This window comes from Stenotrophomonas sp. OVS01A (genome assembly GCF_019969775.1).
Taxonomy (GTDB): Bacteria; Pseudomonadota; Gammaproteobacteria; order Xanthomonadales; family Xanthomonadaceae; genus Stenotrophomonas; species Stenotrophomonas indicatrix.
Genome location: NZ_JAHXYV010000002.1, coordinates 345,731 through 362,958, shown reverse-complemented (window position 1 = coordinate 362,958; position 17,228 = coordinate 345,731). Strand labels below are relative to the sequence as shown.

The following is a 17,228-nucleotide window of genomic DNA, read 5'->3' as shown; positions in this document are numbered from 1 at the left end:
ACCTGCGCCAAGCCGTCCGCGATTTCATGGTGGGCGTGACCGCAGGGTTGAGACCGGCAAGGTTCGTCACCATAGAATCGGTCTCCAGATGCCGAACGATGCCCCATGACCGAGACGACCTACGTATTCGATGCCACCACTGCCACCTTCGAGGCGGAAGTGCTGCAGAAGTCGCTGCAGACGCCGGTCCTGGTGGATTTCTGGGCGACCTGGTGCGAGCCGTGCAAGACCCTCGGCCCGATGCTGGAGAAGCTGGCCGGCGAATACAACGGCGCGTTCGAGCTGGCCAAGGTCGACGTGGACAAGGAACAGCAGATCGCGGCGGCCTTCCAGATCCGTTCGGTGCCCACCGTGTTCCTGGTCAAGGGTGGACAGCTGGTGGACGGCTTCCCCGGCGCCCTGCCGGAAGGCCAGCTGCGTGAATTCCTGGCCCAGCACGGCGTTGTGCCGGCTGACGTCGGCGACACCATCGCCGAAGACGAAGCGCCGCTGGACCCGCAGGCGCAGGTGGACGTGCTGCGCGCGCAGATCGCCGCCGAGCCGGACAAGGATGAGCTGAAGCTCGACCTGGCCCTGGCCCTGCTGCAGGTCGGCGGCGTGGACGAGGCCGGCACCCTGATTGATGCCCTGCCCGCCAACCTGGCCACCGACGACCGCGCCGTGCGTGGCCGCGCCCGGCTCTCCTTCGCCGCCGCGCTGAAGGATGCCCCGCCCGCCGAGGAGCTGGATGCGCGCATCGCCGCCGACGGCAAGGATCTGCAGGCACGCCACCTGCGGGGTGTGCAGCTGCTGCTGGCCGGCGAGGACGAAGCTGCGCTGGAACAGTTCCTGCAGATGCTGCGGATCGACCGCAGTTTCCAGGAAGGACTGCCGCGCAAGGCCCTGATCGATGCGTTCAACGTCATCGCCGATGAAGACCTGGTCGGCCGTTCGCGGCGCCGGATGGCCTCCCTGCTGTTCTGAACGGCACCGGCATCGTTCAGAATCCCTGCACTGAACGCGGGCAATAATGCCCGCGATGGTGGCCCCCAGGGTCGCCACGATCCGTTCGGGGGGATGAGGTCGGGGCCATGGGGTCTTGCTGCTGCGCCCCCGCTTTGCCGGGACAGCTATCCGTGACCGTTGGCCGCTCGTCGTCTTTCATCAAGTATTTCCTGCACACACTGCTGTGTGCCCTCTGCCTGTGGCCGGCGCTCGCCGGCGCGCAGGACTGGAACTACCGGGTCCGCCCCGGCGATACCCTGTGGGATCTCGGCGCGGCCTACCTCAAGCCCAGCATCGGCTGGCAGCAGCTGCAGCAGCACAACCGCATCGACAACCCGTACCGGCTGCCGCCGGGTGAACTGCTGCGCTTCCCGATCGGCTGGCTGCGCGTTGAGCCCGCCCCGGCGCGGGTACTGGCCGTGCGTGGGCAGGTTGAACTGAGCGCGGCCGATGGCAGCAGCAGCCGCGCCGTGCGCGCAGGCGAACAGCTGCACATCGGTGACGCGATCCAGACCAAGGCCGATTCCAGCATCACCCTTGAGTTCGCCGATGCGTCGCGCTTGCAGCTGCGCGAATACTCACGCCTGCGCCTGGACCAGCTCAGCCGCTATGGCCGCACCGGCATGGTCGATACCCGCCTGCGCCTGCAGCAGGGGCGCGCCAGCAACCGGGTAACCCCTGCGCGCGGGCCGGCCTCGCGCTACATCATCGATGCCCCCACGGCCACCAGCAGCGTGCGCGGCACCGTGTTCCGGGTCAGTGCCGGCGATGATGCCCATGCCGGTGCCACCGAGGTACTGGAGGGCAAGGTGCAGGTCGGCAACCCGCATGGCCAGCGCCTGGTGCACCCCGGCCAGGCCAGCCGCAGCGCGGGCAGCGGAACGGCGCCCGAAGCGGTTTCCGGTTTGCTGCCGGCACCGCGCCTGCGTGCCGATGCGACCCGCCTGGGAGCCCTGCCAGCCCAGCTCGCGTGGGAGCGGGTGGCCGGCGCCGATCACTACCGGGTTGAAGTGGTGCAGGCCGCCACCCCGGAAATCCTGTTGTTTGCCGCCGACACCGCCGACACCCGGCTGGTGATCGGCGAGCTGCCGCCAGGAACGCTGCGCCTGCTGCTGCGCGCAGTGGATGCACAGGGTGTGGAAGGCCTGGATGCCAGCGAGGATTTCGTCCTCGACGACCAGCCGCCACCGCCGCTGACCATTTCCCCGCTGCAGGGACAGGCGGTCAACAGCGACCGTCCCCGCTTCCACTGGAGCCAGGCGCCCGGTGCCAGCAGCAGCGTGCTGCAGGTGGCCGACGAGCCGCAGTTCCTGCAGCCGCTGCGCGAGCAGAGCACCGGCGGCACCGACCTGCGCCTGGGCCAGCCGCTGCCTCCCGGCCAGTACTACTGGCGGGTCGCTTCGCGTGATGACCAGGGCCACCAGGGTCGCTACGGCCAGGCACTGACGCTGCAACTGACCGATGAACCGGTGGACCCGGCACTGCAGCCGCCCGAAGCCGTCGATGGCGAGCTGACCCTGCGCTGGCAGGCGGGAAGCGAAGGGCAGCGCTACCGCGTGCAGGTCGATCGCCGCGGCGACTTCAGCGCGCCGCTGCTCGATACCACCGTCGACCAACCGCAGGTCAGTTTCAAGCGCCCGTGGCACGGCACGCTGCACATCCGCGTGCAGTACATCGATGACGACGGCCATGCTGGCCCGTTCTCGCCCGCCCAGCAGGTCAAGCTGCCGTGTCGCCTGTGCTACGGCGCCAGCGGTGGTGCCCTGCTGCTGTGGCTGTTGCTGTGAGGCGCTCGCCGCTGCCGTGGTCGCGACGGATCCTGCTGGCCCTGCTGGCGGGTGTAGCGACGGCGGTGGTCAGCCATGGCCAGTGGCTGTGGCGGCAGGACGAAAGCGCGTACGACCTGATGGTCGGCAGCTGGGATTACCGCCCCGACCCCAGCGTGCTGATCGTGGCCATCGACGAAGGCAGCCTGCAGCAGCTGGGCCAGTGGCCGTGGCCGCGCTCGATGCATGCCCGCCTGCTGGACCGCTTGACCGACGCCGGTGCCGAGCGCGTCGCGCTGGACCTCATGCTGTCCGAGCCCGATCGTCGCGATGCGCGCCAGGATGCCGAGCTGGCAGCGGCGATCCGTCGCAACGGCCACGTGGTGCTGCCGGTGCTGGCCGCGCCTGCCGCTGGCGACCGCATGGCCGAGGAAATGCTGCCGATCCCGCTGATTGCCGCCAGCGCCGCCGCCCTCGGCCACAGTGACGTTGAGGTCGACGGCGATGGTGTCGCCCGCGGGGTCTACCTGCATGCGGGCATCGGCCAGGCACACTGGCCGGCACTCGGCCTGGCGTTGACCGGACTGCCACCGCAACGCGCACAGGGCCTGCCCGACCCCGACCCGGCGCTGGACTCGCCCTATCAATGGCGCCGCAATGATTACGTGCGCGTGCGTTATGCCGGGCCACCGGAACGCTTGCCGCAGGTGTCCTACGCCGATGTCCTGGAAGGGCGCGTGGATGCCTCGATGCTGCGTGGCAGGCGCATCGTGGTGGGCATGACGGCCAGCGGCATCGCCACCCGCCTGTTGACCCCCACCACTCGCGAATACTGGATGAGCGGCAGCGAGTACCAGGCCAACATCGCCTCGATGCTGCTGCAGGACAAGCAGATCAACGTGTTGCCCCGCGCCTGGCAGGACGCCCTGGCCGGCCTGCTGGTGGCCATGTGCGTGCTGCTGCTGGGGCTGCGCCTGCCCTGGGTGGTTGCGCTGTGCTCGCTGCCGGCCGCGCCGCTGCTGAGCTGGCTGCTGCTGCGCACCGGCAGCCTCTGGTGGGCGCCGGCCAGCGCTCTGCTCGGCGTCGTGCTCGTGCTGACGGCGTGGGCGACCTGGCGCATCGCCTCCTGGCACCGCCAGGCCAACCGTGATGCGCTGACCGGACTGGGCAACCGCCTGCGCTTCGAACAGTCGCTGCAACAGGAATGCGATGCGGCACGCCGCAGTGGCAAGCCACTGACCCTGGCCCTGATCGACGTCGACCACTTCAAGCACCACAACGATCGCCATGGCCACCAGGTCGGCGATCGCGTGCTGTGCGAAGTGGCCCGCCTGATCCAGGCGCATGCCCGGCGCCCCCGTGACATGGCTGCCCGCTACGGCGGCGACGAGTTCGCACTGGTGTTGCCCGACACCCCGGTTGAAGGCGCGCGGCAGGTGATCGAAGACCTGATCTCCTGCATCCGCGCCCTGCCGCCGCCCGGCGATGGCAGCGACACAGGCGTCACCCTGACCATCGGCGTCTACACCCGTGTGCCTGACGGCGACCTGCAACCGCATCATTTCGTCGAAGGCGCCGACAACGCGCTGTACCGGGCCAAGGACAATGGCCGCGACGGCTACGTGATCGACGGCGGCACGCCCGGACCGTAACGCCCGGCAGGCCTGTCGGGGCGCTGCGGGCTACAACATACGCATGCGAATGGTTAGACTGGGCGCCCCGTCCCCTGCCCGGTTCCCGCATGAAAGCCAGCACGTTCCGCTTCGGCATCAACCTGTGGCCACCATTCCTGTTCACCGGCATCCATGTCGCCCGGATCACCCCGGACTACCGGCAGATCGACGTGGAACTGCGCCTGCGCCCCTGGAACCGCAACTACGTCGGCACCCACTTCGGTGGCAGCCTGTTTGCGATGACCGATCCGTTCTGGATGCTGGGCCTGATGCACACCCTGGGCCGCGACTATTACGTCTGGGATCGCGCCGGTGCGATCGATTTCCTCAAGCCCGGTCGTGGAACGGTGCGCACGTCTTTCCGCATCGACGATGCACTGCTGGATGAACTGCGCACGGCGGCGGCCGGTGGCGAAAAGGTGCTGCGCTGGTTCAGCAACGACGTGGTCGACGAAGCTGGCGAGGTGGTCGCGCAGGTACGCAAGCAGGTCTATGTGCGCCTGAAGCCACACGCACGGTAAAGCGGGCCGGCCGACGCCCGGCTATCCTCTGCAGCCCTGCCATGGAGGCTGCAATGCGCCTTTTCTTCCTTGCTGCGGCACTGACCGCCCTGCCCTTCGCCGCCACTGCACTGGACGTGCCGCCGGTGCGCTATCCCGCCGTGCCCGCGCACGCCGCCACGGCCGAGGGTTTCGTACCTGCCGGCTGGACGCTGGAATACAGGATCGAAGGCGACCTCGACCAGGACGGGCGCGCAGACCTCGCGCTGGTGCTGCGCCAGCAGGACCCGCGCAACATCATCGAGCACGATGGGTTTGGCCCTTCGCCGTATGACAGCAACCCGCGCATCCTCGCCATCGCCTTCGCGCGACCGTCCGGTTACGTGCTGGCCGCGCAGAACCACACGCTCATTCCACGGCCGGACTCGCCCGTGCTCAGCGATGCGCTGGCCGAAGGCACCGGCGTGTCGATCCAGCGCGGCGCACTGCGGGTTGGGTTGTACTCGTTCTCCAGCGCGGGCAGCTGGTCGATGGGCACCACCACGTTCACGTTCCGCTGGCAGGAAGGCGATTTCGCGCTGATCGGCTACGACCGCGACACGATGATGCGCAATTCCGGGCAGACCGAGGGCCTCAGCGTGAACTACTCCACTGGCAAGGTGAAGCTGACCGAAGGCAGCATGCAGGACGACAAGGAACAGGTGCGCTGGCAGACCCTGCGTGACCGCAAGCCCTGGACGCTGGACAGCGTCGGTGATGGCTGGGCGTTCAATCCGCTCGGCGACGGCGGCTGAGCGCGGGTCAATCCGCCCGCAACGGCATCGACAGATGCGGGCCTTCGCCTTCGCGCGCAGGTCCGCGCCGCAGCACCTGCAGGTAGCGGCCATCGGCAGATACCTCGGGCGTGCGGGCGTGCGAACGCCATTGCGCCGGCAACCGCGCCAGCGCCTCGTCGGCGGGCCCGGGCTGCTGCCGCAGCCAGCGCTGCGCGCCGAGCAGGCGGATCATCGCCGCCGTATCCTGGCTGCGCGCCGCGTACGGCGCATAGTGCGGCCCGGCGATGGCGCTCAACGTGCATCCCAGCGGATTGGCCATGCAGCGCACATCCCATCCGAGTGGTGGCGACACAGGGAGCGGGACGTCGGCCGCCAGCTCCGTGGCGGCAGCAGGCCGGCATGCCCAGCCGAAATTGCCGGCGATCCGGGCCAGGGTGTGGTCGCGATCCAGCAGCAGACGGCTGCCTGCTGTCTGCGTGGACGCTTCCACCGCCGCCTTGTTCATCGCAAATTCGCCCTGCATTGCCTGGCACAGGCTCTGTTCGTTCGCGTCCAGTGGCTGCAGCGCCGCCTCGCAGGGGACGGGCAGCGCGTAATCCGGCGATTGCTCGACCAGCATCTCGCCAAGCAGTGCGGCATGGGTCCGCACCACGGCGGCTCCCATCATGCTGTCCACCAGCGTACTGCCGGTCCGCATCATCCGCCGACCAAACCGCACCGCGCTGCAGCTGCCCTCGATGGCACCGGCAACATCGCCCTGCAGATAGGCCAGTGCCTGCGCACTTGCCCCATCCAGCAGCGGCGCGTAGGCCGGCAGAGGCAGCAGCTCGCTTCCGCTGGGCCTGAACGGGGAATCGAAGCGATCATAGTCCGCCATCCGGGCCAGTCGCTCATGCAGGCCGGCATGCCCGGCGTGGGCGTCAGCGAAGCGCTGCGGATCAGCGCGTACCTGTGCCAGGCAGCCGACCGGCCCGACTGCACAACGACCTGAGCGGCCCGGATTCAACGGCGCGTGCCTGGCGGCCAGCACCGACGCTTGCGACGCGTGCGTGGGCGCCGTCTGCCAGCGCTGCAGATCTTCGGCCAATGCCGCCTCACGCTGGGCCAGGTCCAGCCCATCGAAGGGCAGCGTCCACAGCAGGGCGAAGCCGTTCCTGCCCTCGCTGCGATGCGCGGCTTCAAGCACGCGGACATCCTCCCGCTGGGCGGCCGACAACGGCCAGAACCTCGACAGCAGCCATGCCGCGATGGCGATCACCAGCAGACCCAGCATTGCCCAACCCAACCACCGCAGCATCCTCAACACAGCATCCCTTCCCTGCATGGCCAGCGCCGCCAACGGGCAGCGTAAACGAGCGGCCGCGACCGCTACAATGCGCGCATGTCGCTCGATGCCCCCGCCCTGGTTCCCCGTCCCTCCCTGCAGCGCCTGTTCCTGACCGGCCTGCTGACCCTGTTGCCGATCTGGCTGACCTGGGTGGTGGTCAAATTCGTGTTCGTGCTGCTGTCGGGCATCTCCAGCCCGCTGGTGGTGCCGCTGTCCGAACAGATCGCGACCAGCTTCCCGCATTACCTCGGCTGGGTCCGCGCCGAATGGATCCAGAACACCATTGCCCTGCTGGCCACCCTGCTGGTGATCCTGGCGGTGGGCGTGGCCAGCCGCCGCGTGGTCGGCCAGCGCCTGCTGCGCTGGGTCGGCGCGGTCATCAAGCGCATTCCGCTGGCCAGCATCATCTATGACAGCGCCAAGAAGCTGCTGGACATGCTGCAGACCGAACCGGGCAGTACCCAGCGCGTGGTGTTGATCGACTTCCCGCACCGCGACATGAAGTCGGTGGGCCTGGTCACCCGGGTCATCAAGGAACAGGGCACCGACCGCGAACTGGCGGCCGTCTATGTGCCGACCACGCCGAACCCGACCTCCGGCTATCTGGAGATCGTGCCTGTCGAACTGCTCACCCCGACCGACTGGACGGTGGACCAGGCGATGAGCTTCATCATTTCCGGCGGTGCAGTGGCACCAGCCAGCGTTCCGTTCACCCGCGCCGGCGATCGTTCCGAATGAGCGAGGCGTCGCACGCGCGCCCGCTGCAGGACCGCGCGGTCCTGCTGTTCATCGTGCTGGCTGCGTTCTTCTGCGGCAACGCGGTGCTGGCCGAACTGATCGGGGTGAAGATCTTCGCCCTGGAAGACACCCTCGGCATCGACCCGCTGAACTGGAACCTGTTCGGACAGACCGGCTCGTTGAGCTTCACCGCTGGCACGCTGCTGTGGCCGGTGGTGTTCATCATGACCGACACCATCAACGAATTCTTCGGCAAGCGCGGGGTGCGTTTCATCTCGTGGCTGGCGGTGGTGCTGATCGCCTACGGTTTCCTGTTCGCCTTCGCGGCGATCTCGCTGGCACCGGCCAGCTGGTGGGTAACCTCGATGGATGCCCACGGCGTGCCCGATTACCAGGCCGCGTTCGCGGCGGTGTTCGGACAGGGCATGTGGACCATCGCCGGTTCGCTGGTGGCGTTCCTGTTCGGCCAGTTGATCGACGTGGCGGTGTTCCACCGCATCCGCCAGGCAACCGGCGAGCGCCATGTATGGCTGCGTGCCACGGGTTCCACTGCGGTCTCGCAGCTGGTGGACAGCTTCGTGGTGATCTGGATCGCCTTCGTGCTCGGCCCGCAGCACTGGCCGACATCGCTGTTCCTGGCAGTGAGCAGCGTCAACTACGTCTACAAGATGGGCTTTGCGATCGCCCTGATTCCGTTGCTGTACCTGATGCGGCGTGCAATCACCCGCTATCTGGGCGAACACCGCGCCGCCGACCTGCGCGCTGCGGCCGCGGCTGACTGAAGCCCCAGCGACACGCAAGCTGACTGCGCCCCCACGCTGGCCGTACGCGCGCGGATCGTGCAAGCTCCACGGTCTGTGTTCCACGGAAGCTTCTTGATGCCGTATTCCCCCCGCGTCCTGGCCGCCGCCATCGCCGCGTTGTTCCTGTTCAGCGCCGTTCCGCCGGCCGAAGCAGCGAAGAAGAAGGGCAGCCGCCCCGCCGCCGCGCAGACCCGCCAGGCGGCCAAGCCGAAGGCCCGCGCCGGCACACGTGCCACCACGCCCGCCCGCGGCAGTTCGGCGCGCCGCGCCGCGCCGCGCCCGGTCGCCCCTGCCCGTGCGGTGCCCAAGCAGGTGCAGCTGGAGCGGCTGTACGACGAATACTGGGATGCCTCCATGCGGTTGAACCCGCTGCAGGCCACCTTCCAGGGCGAGCCGCGCTACAACGACCAGCTGCCCAACATCCTTTCTGCCGCGTGGCGCCAGCAATCGCACGACTTCACCACCGAATGGCTGGGCAAGGTCGAGAAGATCGGCAGCGACGGCCTGCAGGGGCAGGACCTGCTCAGCTACGAGATCTTCGTGCGTGATGCCCGCGCTTCGCTGGCCGCCGAACGCTATCCGAGCTGGATGATGCCGATCAGCCAGTACTACAACGTCGGCAGCATCATGGCCATCCTCGGCGCCGGTGCTGGCGCACAGCCGTTCAATACGGCCAAGGACTACGACACCTGGTCGCGACGCTCGCTGGGCATCCCCGACCTGTTCGAGCAGGCCATCGACAACATGCGCCAGGGCATGAAGGCCGGCGTGGTGCAGCCGCGCGACCTGATGGAAAAGGTACTGCCGCAGCTGGACGCGGTGATCAAGCCGACCGCCGAAGAGAGCATCTTCTGGTCGCCGATCCGGACCATGCCCGAGTCCATCTCCGCCGAAGACAAGGCGCGCATCAGCGCCGAGTACAAGCGCATGATCGAACTGCGCATCATGCCGGCCTACCGCGCCCTGCGTGGCTTCATCGCCACCGAATACCTGCCTGCCACGCGCAGCAGCAGCGGCCTTGGCGCACTTCCCGACGGCCAGGCCTGGTACGCCAACCTGATCGTGCAGACCACCGCCAGCCAGCAGACCGCCGCGCAGCTGCATGCGCTGGGCGAGCAGCGTGTGCAGGAGCTGCAGGCGCAGATCACCACGGTGATGCGCGACGGCAAGCTGCGCAGTTCGCAGGCCAAGCTGCTGCGCAGCATGCGCAACGACCGCCAGTTCCAGTACAGCGATGCCAACGCGCTGCTCAACCGTTACCGGCAGGTGCAGCAGCAGGTCGATGCACGCCTGCCGCAGGTACTGGACACCCTGCCGAAGGCGCCGCTGCAGATCCGTGCAGTGGAACCGGAGCGTGCCATGACCGCCGCCGCAGCCTCCTACCAGCCGTCGCCGACGGGACAACCTGGCGTGCTGTTCGTCAACACCCGCGACCTGCCCAGCCGCAAGCGCTGGAACGTGCCGGTGCAGTACCTGCACGAAGCCATTCCCGGCCACCATGTGCAGCTGGGCCTGCAGCAGGAACTGACCAAGCTGCCGCGCTTCCGCCGCCTCGGCGGTGACCTCGCCTTCGTCGAAGGCTGGGGCCTGTACGCGGAAACCCTGGGCGATGAGCTCGGCGCGTACACCGATCCGTACGACCGCATCGGCTATCTGTATTCGCGCCTGCTGCGCGCCGCGCGCGTGGTCGCCGATACCGGCGTGCATGCGCAGGGCTGGAGCAAGCAGCAGGCCGTGACCTATCTGCAGAAAACCGTGGACATGAGCGCTGACGATGCCAACGCGGAAGTGGAACGGATCATGGCCCAGCCTGGCCAGGCGCTGTCCAACGTCGCCGGCCTGACCACGATCATCGCCCTGCGCGACAAGGCCAAGGCACGCCAGGGCGCTGCGTTCGACCTGCGCCGCTTCCATGCCGAAGTGCTGAAGGACGGTTCGATGCCGCTGGATGTACTGGACCACAAGATCGAACGCTGGCTGGCGCAGCCGGCCGCTGCAACGCCTGCGCCCGCGCCCTGACCGCCACGGAGCTGCCATGCGTCCTGCCGCCCTGCTGTGTGCCACGGTTCTCGCTCTGCTGCCGTCGATAGCGTTGGCAGCGGCACCGCTGGCACCTCCGGATGCAGGCATCGATGGACTGATGCAGGCCTACGACGGCCAGGTGCCGGGCGCAGCGGTGCTGGTGCTGCACGACGGGCAGCCGGTGTTCCGTCGCGGCTACGGCCTGGCCGTGGTTGAAGATGGCAGCCCAGTCACGCCGGCCAGCAACTTCCGCCTGGCCTCGGTCAGCAAGCAGTTCACCGCTGCGGCGGTGCTGTTGCTGGTCGAGGACGGCCGTCTGGCGCTGGACCAGCCCGCGCGGCGCTGGCTGCCGGAGCTGCCGCCCGCCGCTGCCGGCATCACCCTGCGCCAGTTGCTGTCGCACACCAGCGGTCTACTGGACTACGAAGACCTGATGGACCCTGCCGACACCCGGCAGGTGCACGACACCGATGTGCTGGCGCTGTTGGCCCGCAAAGATCGACTCGCCTTCGCACCCGGCAGCCAGTACCGCTACAGCAACAGCGGCTACGCACTGCTGGCGCTGATCGTCGGCCGCGCCGCCGGCAGCGACTTTGCCAGCTTCCTGCAGCAGCGCATTTTCAGGCCGCTGGGCATGGCGCACACCGTCGCCCACCAGGACGGGGTCGACCAGGTCGCGCAGCGTGCCTATGGCTACAGCGAAGTTGACGGACGTTGGCAGCGTACCGACCAGAGCACCACCAGCGCCGTGCTCGGCGATGGTGGCATCTACTCCTCGCTGGACGACCTCGCCCGCTGGGACGCGGCCTTGTACGACGACCGCCTGCTGTCGGCCGCATCACGCAAGGCCATGTTCAGCCCGGCCACCGCCACCACCGAAGCGGACGTACCGCACTACGGCTTCGGCTGGCGCCTGAACGGCCGCATGCACTGGCACAGCGGCGAGAGCATCGGCTTCCGCAACGTGATCCTGCGCTACCCGGACAAGCACCTGACAATCATCGTGCTGAGCAACCGCAACGCACCCGAACCCTATCCGCTGGCGCTGAAGATCGCCCAGCGCTGGCTGGACACCCTGCAATGACCACCACGACCACCGGCCTGCTGGGCATCCACCATGCCGCACTGATCTGCAGCGACTACGCCCGCTCGAAAGACTTCTACGTGCGCGTGCTGGGCCTGCGCATACTGGCCGAGAACCACCGCGCGGCACGCGACTCGTGGAAACTGGACCTGGCCCTGCCCGATGGCGGCCAGCTGGAGCTGTTCTCCTTCCCCTCGCCCCCCGCACGGCCCAGCCGCCCCGAAGCCCAGGGCCTGCGCCATCTCGCGTTCCGGGTAGCCGCGCTGGAACCCTTCATCGAACGCCTGGCCCGCCACGGCGTGGAATGCGAACCGATCCGCGTGGACGAATACACCGGCCGCCGCTTCACCTTCTTCGCCGACCCCGACGACCTACCGCTGGAGCTGTACGAGATCGGTTGAGCGATTTTCAATCGCGGAAATTCATCCACGCATGGCATGGATCTGCGTGTCGACCAAGGTCGACACCCACCAAGAGCAGGCAATGCCATTCCAACCGATCGCGGAAACCTGTCGAAGGCGGGGTGGGTCCGGTTGCGGGGGTGTCCGCGGCATGGATGCCGCGGCCAAGCCCCCAAGGACGGGTTTACGGCGTCCCCCGCAACCGGACCCACCCCGCCATTCCACGGAATGCACGCTGTTGCCGTTGCCGTTGCGGGTGCCGGGCGCAACCCGGCCAAAGCCCCCCTTCCCCATACCCCGCCGAATGGGTATACAGTCGACCCGTACCGGCATCGTGCCGGAATGAACCCTGGGAGGGGACCATGCGCAAGACCTTCAAGACCCTGCTGCTGGCGCTGCCGCTGTGCCTGGCCGCGCTTTCCGCGCAGGCCGCCGACAGTGCCGCCGGCCGCTGGAAGACCATCGACGACAAGACCGGCAAGGTGAAGTCGATCGTCGAGATCAGCCAGGCCGCCAACGGCACGCTGTCCGGCAAGGTGGTCGAGATCCTGCACTCGGACAAGGGCCCGAACCCGGTCTGCGATGGTTGCGAGGGCGCCAACAAGAACAAGCCGGTGAAGGGCATGACCATTCTCTGGAACCTGAGCCAGGACAAGGGCACCACCAGCAAGTGGTCCGGTGGCACCATCCTCGACCCGGCCAACGGCAAGACCTATCGCTCGAAGATCGAGCTGCAGCCGGGTGGCGGCAAGCTGGACGTGTCCGGCTGCATCGCCTTCATCTGCCGCGCGCAGACCTGGGTCCGCGAGTAAGCGTCACGGCCCCGGCAATGCCCTGGTGACCCGGCTCCGGCCGGGTCACCGCGTTGCGGGCATGCGATAATCCCCGGTTCCCCCTGGCTGCACCCCGTGACCATGACCCGTACCGCGCTCGTCACCACCGCCCTGCCCTACGCCAACGGCCCGCTGCACCTGGGCCACCTGGTCGGCTACATCCAGGCTGACATCTGGGTGCGGGCGCGTCGAATGAGTGGCGGCAAGGCCTGGTTCGTGTGCGCCGACGACACCCACGGCACGCCGATCATGCTGGCTGCGGAAAAGGCCGGGGTCACCCCGGAAACCTTCATCGCCAACATCCAGGCCAGCCACGAGCGCGATTTCGCCGCTTTCGGCGTCGCCTTCGACCATTACGACTCGACCAATTCCGCCGCCAACAAGGCGCTGACCGAAGCGTTCTACCTGAAGCTGGAAGCGGCCGGCCACATCAGCCGCCGTTCGGTGGCGCAGTTCTACGACCCGGCCAAGGGCATGTTCCTGCCCGACCGCTACGTCAAGGGCATCTGCCCGAACTGCGGCAGCGCCGACCAGTACGGCGACAACTGCGAGGTCTGCGGCGCCACCTATGCGCCGACCGACCTGAAGGAGCCGCGCTCGGTGATCTCCGGGGCCACCCCGGAAATGCGCGATTCGGAGCACTTCTTCTTCGAGGTCGGCCACTTCGACGGCTTCCTGCGCGACTGGCTGGCCGGCGATGTCGCCCTGCCGGGCGTGAAGGCCAAGCTGGGTGAATGGCTCAACGCCGAAGGCGGCCTGCGTGCGTGGGACATCTCGCGCGATGCGCCGTACTTCGGTTTCGAGATTCCCGGCCAGCCGGGCAAGTACTTCTACGTCTGGCTGGACGCGCCGATCGGCTACCTGTCCAGCTTCCAGACCCTGTGCAGCAGGATCGGCGAGGACTTCGAAGCGCACCTGCGCGCTGGCACCAGCACCGAGCTGCATCATTTTCTCGGCAAGGACATCGTCAATTTCCATGGCCTGTTCTGGCCGGCGGTGCTGCACGGCACCGGCCACCGCGCGCCGACCCGCCTGCACGTCAACGGCTACCTGACCGTCGATGGCGCGAAGATGAGCAAGTCGCGCGGCACCTTCGTGATGGCGCGTACGTTCCTCGATGCCGGCCTGGAGCCGGAGGCACTGCGTTACTACTTCGCTGCCAAGTCCGGTGGTGGCGTCGACGACCTCGACCTGAACCTGGGCGACTTCATCGCGCGCGTAAACGCCGATCTGGTCGGCAAGTTCGTCAACCTCGCCAGCCGCTGCGCCGGTTTCATCAGCAAGCGCTTCGATGGCCAGTTGGCCGCGCAGCTGCCCGACGCGGCGCAGTACCAGCGCTTCGTCGATGGCCTGGCGCCGATCCGTGAGGCGTACGAGCGCAACGACCCGGCCGCGGCGATCCGCCTGACCATGACCCTGGCCGATGAAGCCAACCGCTACATCGACGACGTCAAGCCATGGGTGATCGCCAAGCAGGAAGGCGCCGACGCGCAGCTGCAGGCGGTCTGCAGCCAGGGCCTGAACCTGTTCCGCGTACTGGTCACCGCCCTGAAGCCGGTGCTGCCGGCCACCGCAGCGCAGGCCGAGGCCTTCCTGGCCGCGCCGGTGAATGACTGGACCGAGCTGGCGCAGCCGCTGCTGGGCCACCGCATCACCGACTACACCCCGCTGTTCACCCGTATCGACCCGAAGAAGATTGACGCCATGATCGACGCCTCCAAGGACACCCTGACCGCCGCCGCCCCCGCTGCCAAGGTTGAAGCAAGCAAGCCCGCCGCGCCGGTGGTGGCCAAGGACGAAGCAAAGAGCGCCGACGCGCCGGCCTACATCGGCATCGACGACTTCGCCAAGCTCGACCTGCGCATCGGCAAGGTGCTGGTGTGCGAGTTCGTGGAAGGCTCGGACAAGCTGCTGCGTTTCGAACTGGATGCCGGCGACCTCGGCAAGCGCCAGATCTTCTCCGGCATCCGCGCCAGCTACGGCGAGCCGGAAGCGCTGGTCGGCCGCAGCGTGGTGTTCATCGCCAACCTGGCACCGCGCAAGATGCGCTTCGGCCTGAGCGAAGGCATGATCCTGTCGGCCGGTTTCGATGGCGGCGCGCTGGCGCTGCTGGACGCCGACAGCGGCGCGCAGCCGGGCATGCCGGTTCGTTGATGCAGTACGGGCGCGGCCCTGGCCGCGCCCGGTCATGAGCACCGCGAAGGGAGGTACCGTGATGGGAGATGCTGCGTTGGAACTGGCGCTGTTCGACTTCGACCACACTGTCACCACCTGCGACACCTATGGCCGCTTCCTGCGCCGGGTCGCCACCGCCGAACAGCTGGCACAGGCCTGGTGGAAAGTCGGCCCGTGGCTGCTGGCCTACAAGCTGAAACTGATCTCCGCCGAGCGCATCCGCGCACGGGTGACCCGGTTGACCTTCAGCGAGCGCCACGCCGATGACATCGAGACGCTGGCTGCGGGCTTCTCCCGCGAGTTCCTGCCCGATGTCGTGCGCCCGGAAATGCTGGAGCAGATCCGTTGGCACAAGGAGCAGCAGCACACCGTGGTGGTGGTGTCCGGTTCACTGGACCTGTACCTGCGGCCGTGGTGCGAACAACTGGGCCTGCAGCTGATCTGCAATCGGCTGGAAAGCGAAAGCGGACGCCTGACCGGCCGCTACGCCGGTGGCGATTGTGGTCCGCGCAAGGTTGAGCACATCCGCCGCCAGTTCGACCTGTCACGTTACACACGCATCCATGCCTACGGTGACAGCGCGGAGGATCGCCCGATGCTGGCCCTGGCGCACGAGCGCTGGTACCGCGGCAAACCCCTGAAGTAACCCAACGCGCAGCCTTCGCCACGCATGAGCCTGATTCCGCCCCTGACCGAACGCCTGGACCGCTTGCTGCCGCAGACCCAATGCGGGCAATGCGGTTACGACGGCTGTCGCCCGTATGCGCAGGCGATGGCACGTGGCGAGGCTGGCGTGGATCGTTGTCCGCCCGGCGGCGATGCCGGTGCGCGGGCGTTGGCGCAGGTGCTGGGTGTGCCGGCGTGGCCGTTCGATCGCAGCCGGGGCGAGCACAAGCCGCCGCAGGTGGCATTGATCGTGGAGGCTGACTGCATCGGTTGCACCAAGTGCATACAGGCGTGCCCGGTGGATGCGATCGTCGGCGGGGCGAAGTACATGCACACGGTGATTGCCGATCTGTGCACGGGGTGCGAGTTGTGTATTCCACCGTGCCCGGTGGATTGCATCGAGCTGGTGTTGGTGTAGGTTTTTTTTTGCGACGCCGCGGCGTCGCGTTGCGCTGAGAGCAACAGCAACGGCAACGGCAACGGCAACGGCAATGGCAACGGCAACGGCAACGGCAACGGCAACAGCTGGGAGCGTCGGCTGCCTGGGTTTCAGGATCTGGGCGGGTGGGCGGGGGTGTTGGTGGGTGCGGACCTTGGTCCGCACTATCTGTCCGATGTCATGAACCGTCGTCGCAATCGACCTTGCCTGCGCACGCTGGCGACTATCGAATCACGATGCATGTCGCAGATTGCTCGGTCTATCGCGACCGTGGCGCCACCTGCGTTCGAGGCGGCTTAACAGCATGCAAAAATGCTGAAAGCGTCTTGATGGTGCGAGCAATGCAACTCGTCTGATTGGCATTGCGCAGCAGCAGGTTTACAGATGATGAGCCACCGAAAAAAGGTGGCCGGGCTTCGAAAACCCGTTTTGTCGAACGTTGTTTACGCTTGCCAGCCGGCGTCACCTTGCGTGGCGCCGGCTGGCAATCCGTCTGCCGGTCATGGCGGGCGGGGCGTGGGGGCCTTCGGGCCAGCCGGAGCGTTCGACACCGGTTTTCGAGCCACGTCTCCGTCCGCCACCTTTGAGTGGCGGCTACCGTCTGTCCTGCACGGAGCCTTGCCATGAACGCATCGGATTTCCCCCATCTGCACGCCTACCTCGGCCCGGCAGACGCCGACGAGGACACGGAACCGTCGCCAGCGCTTGATCCCACCACGCTGGTTGCGACCCTGCGGCGCATCGGTACCGGCGCCGCCGCTGACGGTCAGCCGTGGCCGGAGCGGCATCAATTTCCCAGCCGGTGCATGGCGCTGGCCGATGCCGATTGCGCGCTGGCCGGGCTGCGCGTAGTGCAGGAGGTCCTGCTGGCCGCCGAACGCACCCGGCAGAACGGCGCGCCGGAGGAGTACGTCGGCGACCGGGTCATGGAAGGCCTGATGCTGGCCTGCCTGGCCTTGTGCACGCAGGCAAGCACACGACTGCAGCCGCAGCTGTAACGGATGTTGCAGCGTCAGCTTCCCCGGCGAACGGGGTCAGATC

16 protein-coding genes are annotated in these 17,228 nt (G+C 67.7%); 15 read left to right on the top strand and 1 reads right to left on the bottom strand.

Features of this window, described 5'->3' with window-relative positions; all coding sequences use genetic code 11:
- The first annotated feature begins 105 nt into the window (after positions 1–105).
- The 5 genes from trxA to LC407_RS10465 all read left to right on the top strand — a co-directional run bounded on the left by trxA (position 106) and on the right by LC407_RS10465 (position 5,717).
- Entirely contained in the window at positions 106–963 is an 858-nt protein-coding gene (gene trxA / locus LC407_RS10485; protein ID WP_223482794.1) for a thioredoxin, read from the top strand.
- A 107-nt stretch (positions 964–1,070) separates the two neighbouring features.
- Positions 1,071–2,771, top strand: a complete 1,701-nt coding sequence (locus tag LC407_RS10480; protein ID WP_263292275.1) for a FecR domain-containing protein — start codon at positions 1,071–1,073, stop codon at positions 2,769–2,771.
- Positions 2,768–4,402, top strand: a complete 1,635-nt coding sequence (locus LC407_RS10475) for a CHASE2 domain-containing protein (RefSeq protein WP_223482792.1) — start codon at positions 2,768–2,770, stop codon at positions 4,400–4,402. Before LC407_RS10480 ends, LC407_RS10475 begins: the two co-directional genes overlap by 4 nt.
- An 89-nt stretch (positions 4,403–4,491) precedes the next feature.
- Positions 4,492–4,944: a DUF4442 domain-containing protein gene (locus LC407_RS10470; protein ID WP_025879093.1), complete on the top strand. Its 453-nt coding sequence runs from the start codon at positions 4,492–4,494 to the stop codon at positions 4,942–4,944.
- A gap of 53 nt (positions 4,945–4,997) precedes the next feature.
- Positions 4,998–5,717: a hypothetical protein gene (locus LC407_RS10465; protein WP_223482791.1), complete on the top strand. Its 720-nt coding sequence runs from the start codon at positions 4,998–5,000 to the stop codon at positions 5,715–5,717.
- Positions 5,718–5,724: 7 nt separating this feature from the next.
- Here the strand turns inward: LC407_RS10465 and LC407_RS10460 are convergent, their stop codons facing one another.
- Positions 5,725–6,996, bottom strand: coding sequence for a hypothetical protein (locus LC407_RS10460; protein ID WP_223482790.1), 1,272 nt, complete (start codon positions 6,994–6,996; stop codon positions 5,725–5,727).
- Between the two features lie 84 nt (positions 6,997–7,080).
- Between LC407_RS10460 and LC407_RS10455 the strand changes: the two genes are divergently transcribed.
- The 10 genes from LC407_RS10455 to LC407_RS10410 all read left to right on the top strand — a co-directional run bounded on the left by LC407_RS10455 (position 7,081) and on the right by LC407_RS10410 (position 17,185).
- Positions 7,081–7,764, top strand: a complete 684-nt coding sequence (locus tag LC407_RS10455) for a DUF502 domain-containing protein (protein ID WP_032975065.1) — start codon at positions 7,081–7,083, stop codon at positions 7,762–7,764.
- Entirely contained in the window at positions 7,761–8,546 is a 786-nt protein-coding gene (locus tag LC407_RS10450; RefSeq protein WP_025879090.1) for a queuosine precursor transporter, read from the top strand. Before LC407_RS10455 ends, LC407_RS10450 begins: the two co-directional genes overlap by 4 nt.
- A gap of 96 nt (positions 8,547–8,642) precedes the next feature.
- A complete protein-coding gene (locus LC407_RS10445; RefSeq protein ID WP_223482789.1) occupies positions 8,643–10,586 on the top strand; it encodes a DUF885 family protein in 1,944 nt (647 codons plus the stop codon).
- A 16-nt stretch (positions 10,587–10,602) separates the two neighbouring features.
- Positions 10,603–11,673: a serine hydrolase domain-containing protein gene (locus tag LC407_RS10440; RefSeq protein ID WP_223482788.1), complete on the top strand. Its 1,071-nt coding sequence runs from the start codon at positions 10,603–10,605 to the stop codon at positions 11,671–11,673.
- Entirely contained in the window at positions 11,670–12,074 is a 405-nt protein-coding gene (locus LC407_RS10435; protein WP_080148315.1) for a VOC family protein, read from the top strand. Before LC407_RS10440 ends, LC407_RS10435 begins: the two co-directional genes overlap by 4 nt.
- Positions 12,075–12,436: 362 nt before the next feature.
- Positions 12,437–12,886 (top strand): DUF2147 domain-containing protein, encoded by a 450-nt coding sequence (locus tag LC407_RS10430; protein WP_025879086.1) that lies wholly within the window; start codon positions 12,437–12,439, stop codon positions 12,884–12,886.
- Positions 12,887–12,988: 102 nt separating this feature from the next.
- Positions 12,989–15,061: a methionine--tRNA ligase gene (metG, locus tag LC407_RS10425; protein ID WP_223482787.1), complete on the top strand. Its 2,073-nt coding sequence runs from the start codon at positions 12,989–12,991 to the stop codon at positions 15,059–15,061.
- Between the two features lie 76 nt (positions 15,062–15,137).
- Positions 15,138–15,728: an HAD family hydrolase gene (locus tag LC407_RS10420; RefSeq protein ID WP_025879084.1), complete on the top strand. Its 591-nt coding sequence runs from the start codon at positions 15,138–15,140 to the stop codon at positions 15,726–15,728.
- Positions 15,729–15,752: 24 nt separating this feature from the next.
- On the top strand, positions 15,753–16,166 hold the full coding sequence (gene rnfB, locus LC407_RS10415) for an Rnf electron transport complex subunit RnfB (RefSeq protein WP_223482786.1): 414 nt from the start codon (positions 15,753–15,755) through the stop codon (positions 16,164–16,166).
- A gap of 644 nt (positions 16,167–16,810) precedes the next feature.
- The gene (locus LC407_RS10410; protein WP_223482785.1) at positions 16,811–17,185 is read left to right on the top strand and encodes a hypothetical protein; all 375 of its coding nucleotides are present in this window, start codon (positions 16,811–16,813) and stop codon (positions 17,183–17,185) included.
- Positions 17,186–17,228 lie beyond the last annotated feature (43 nt).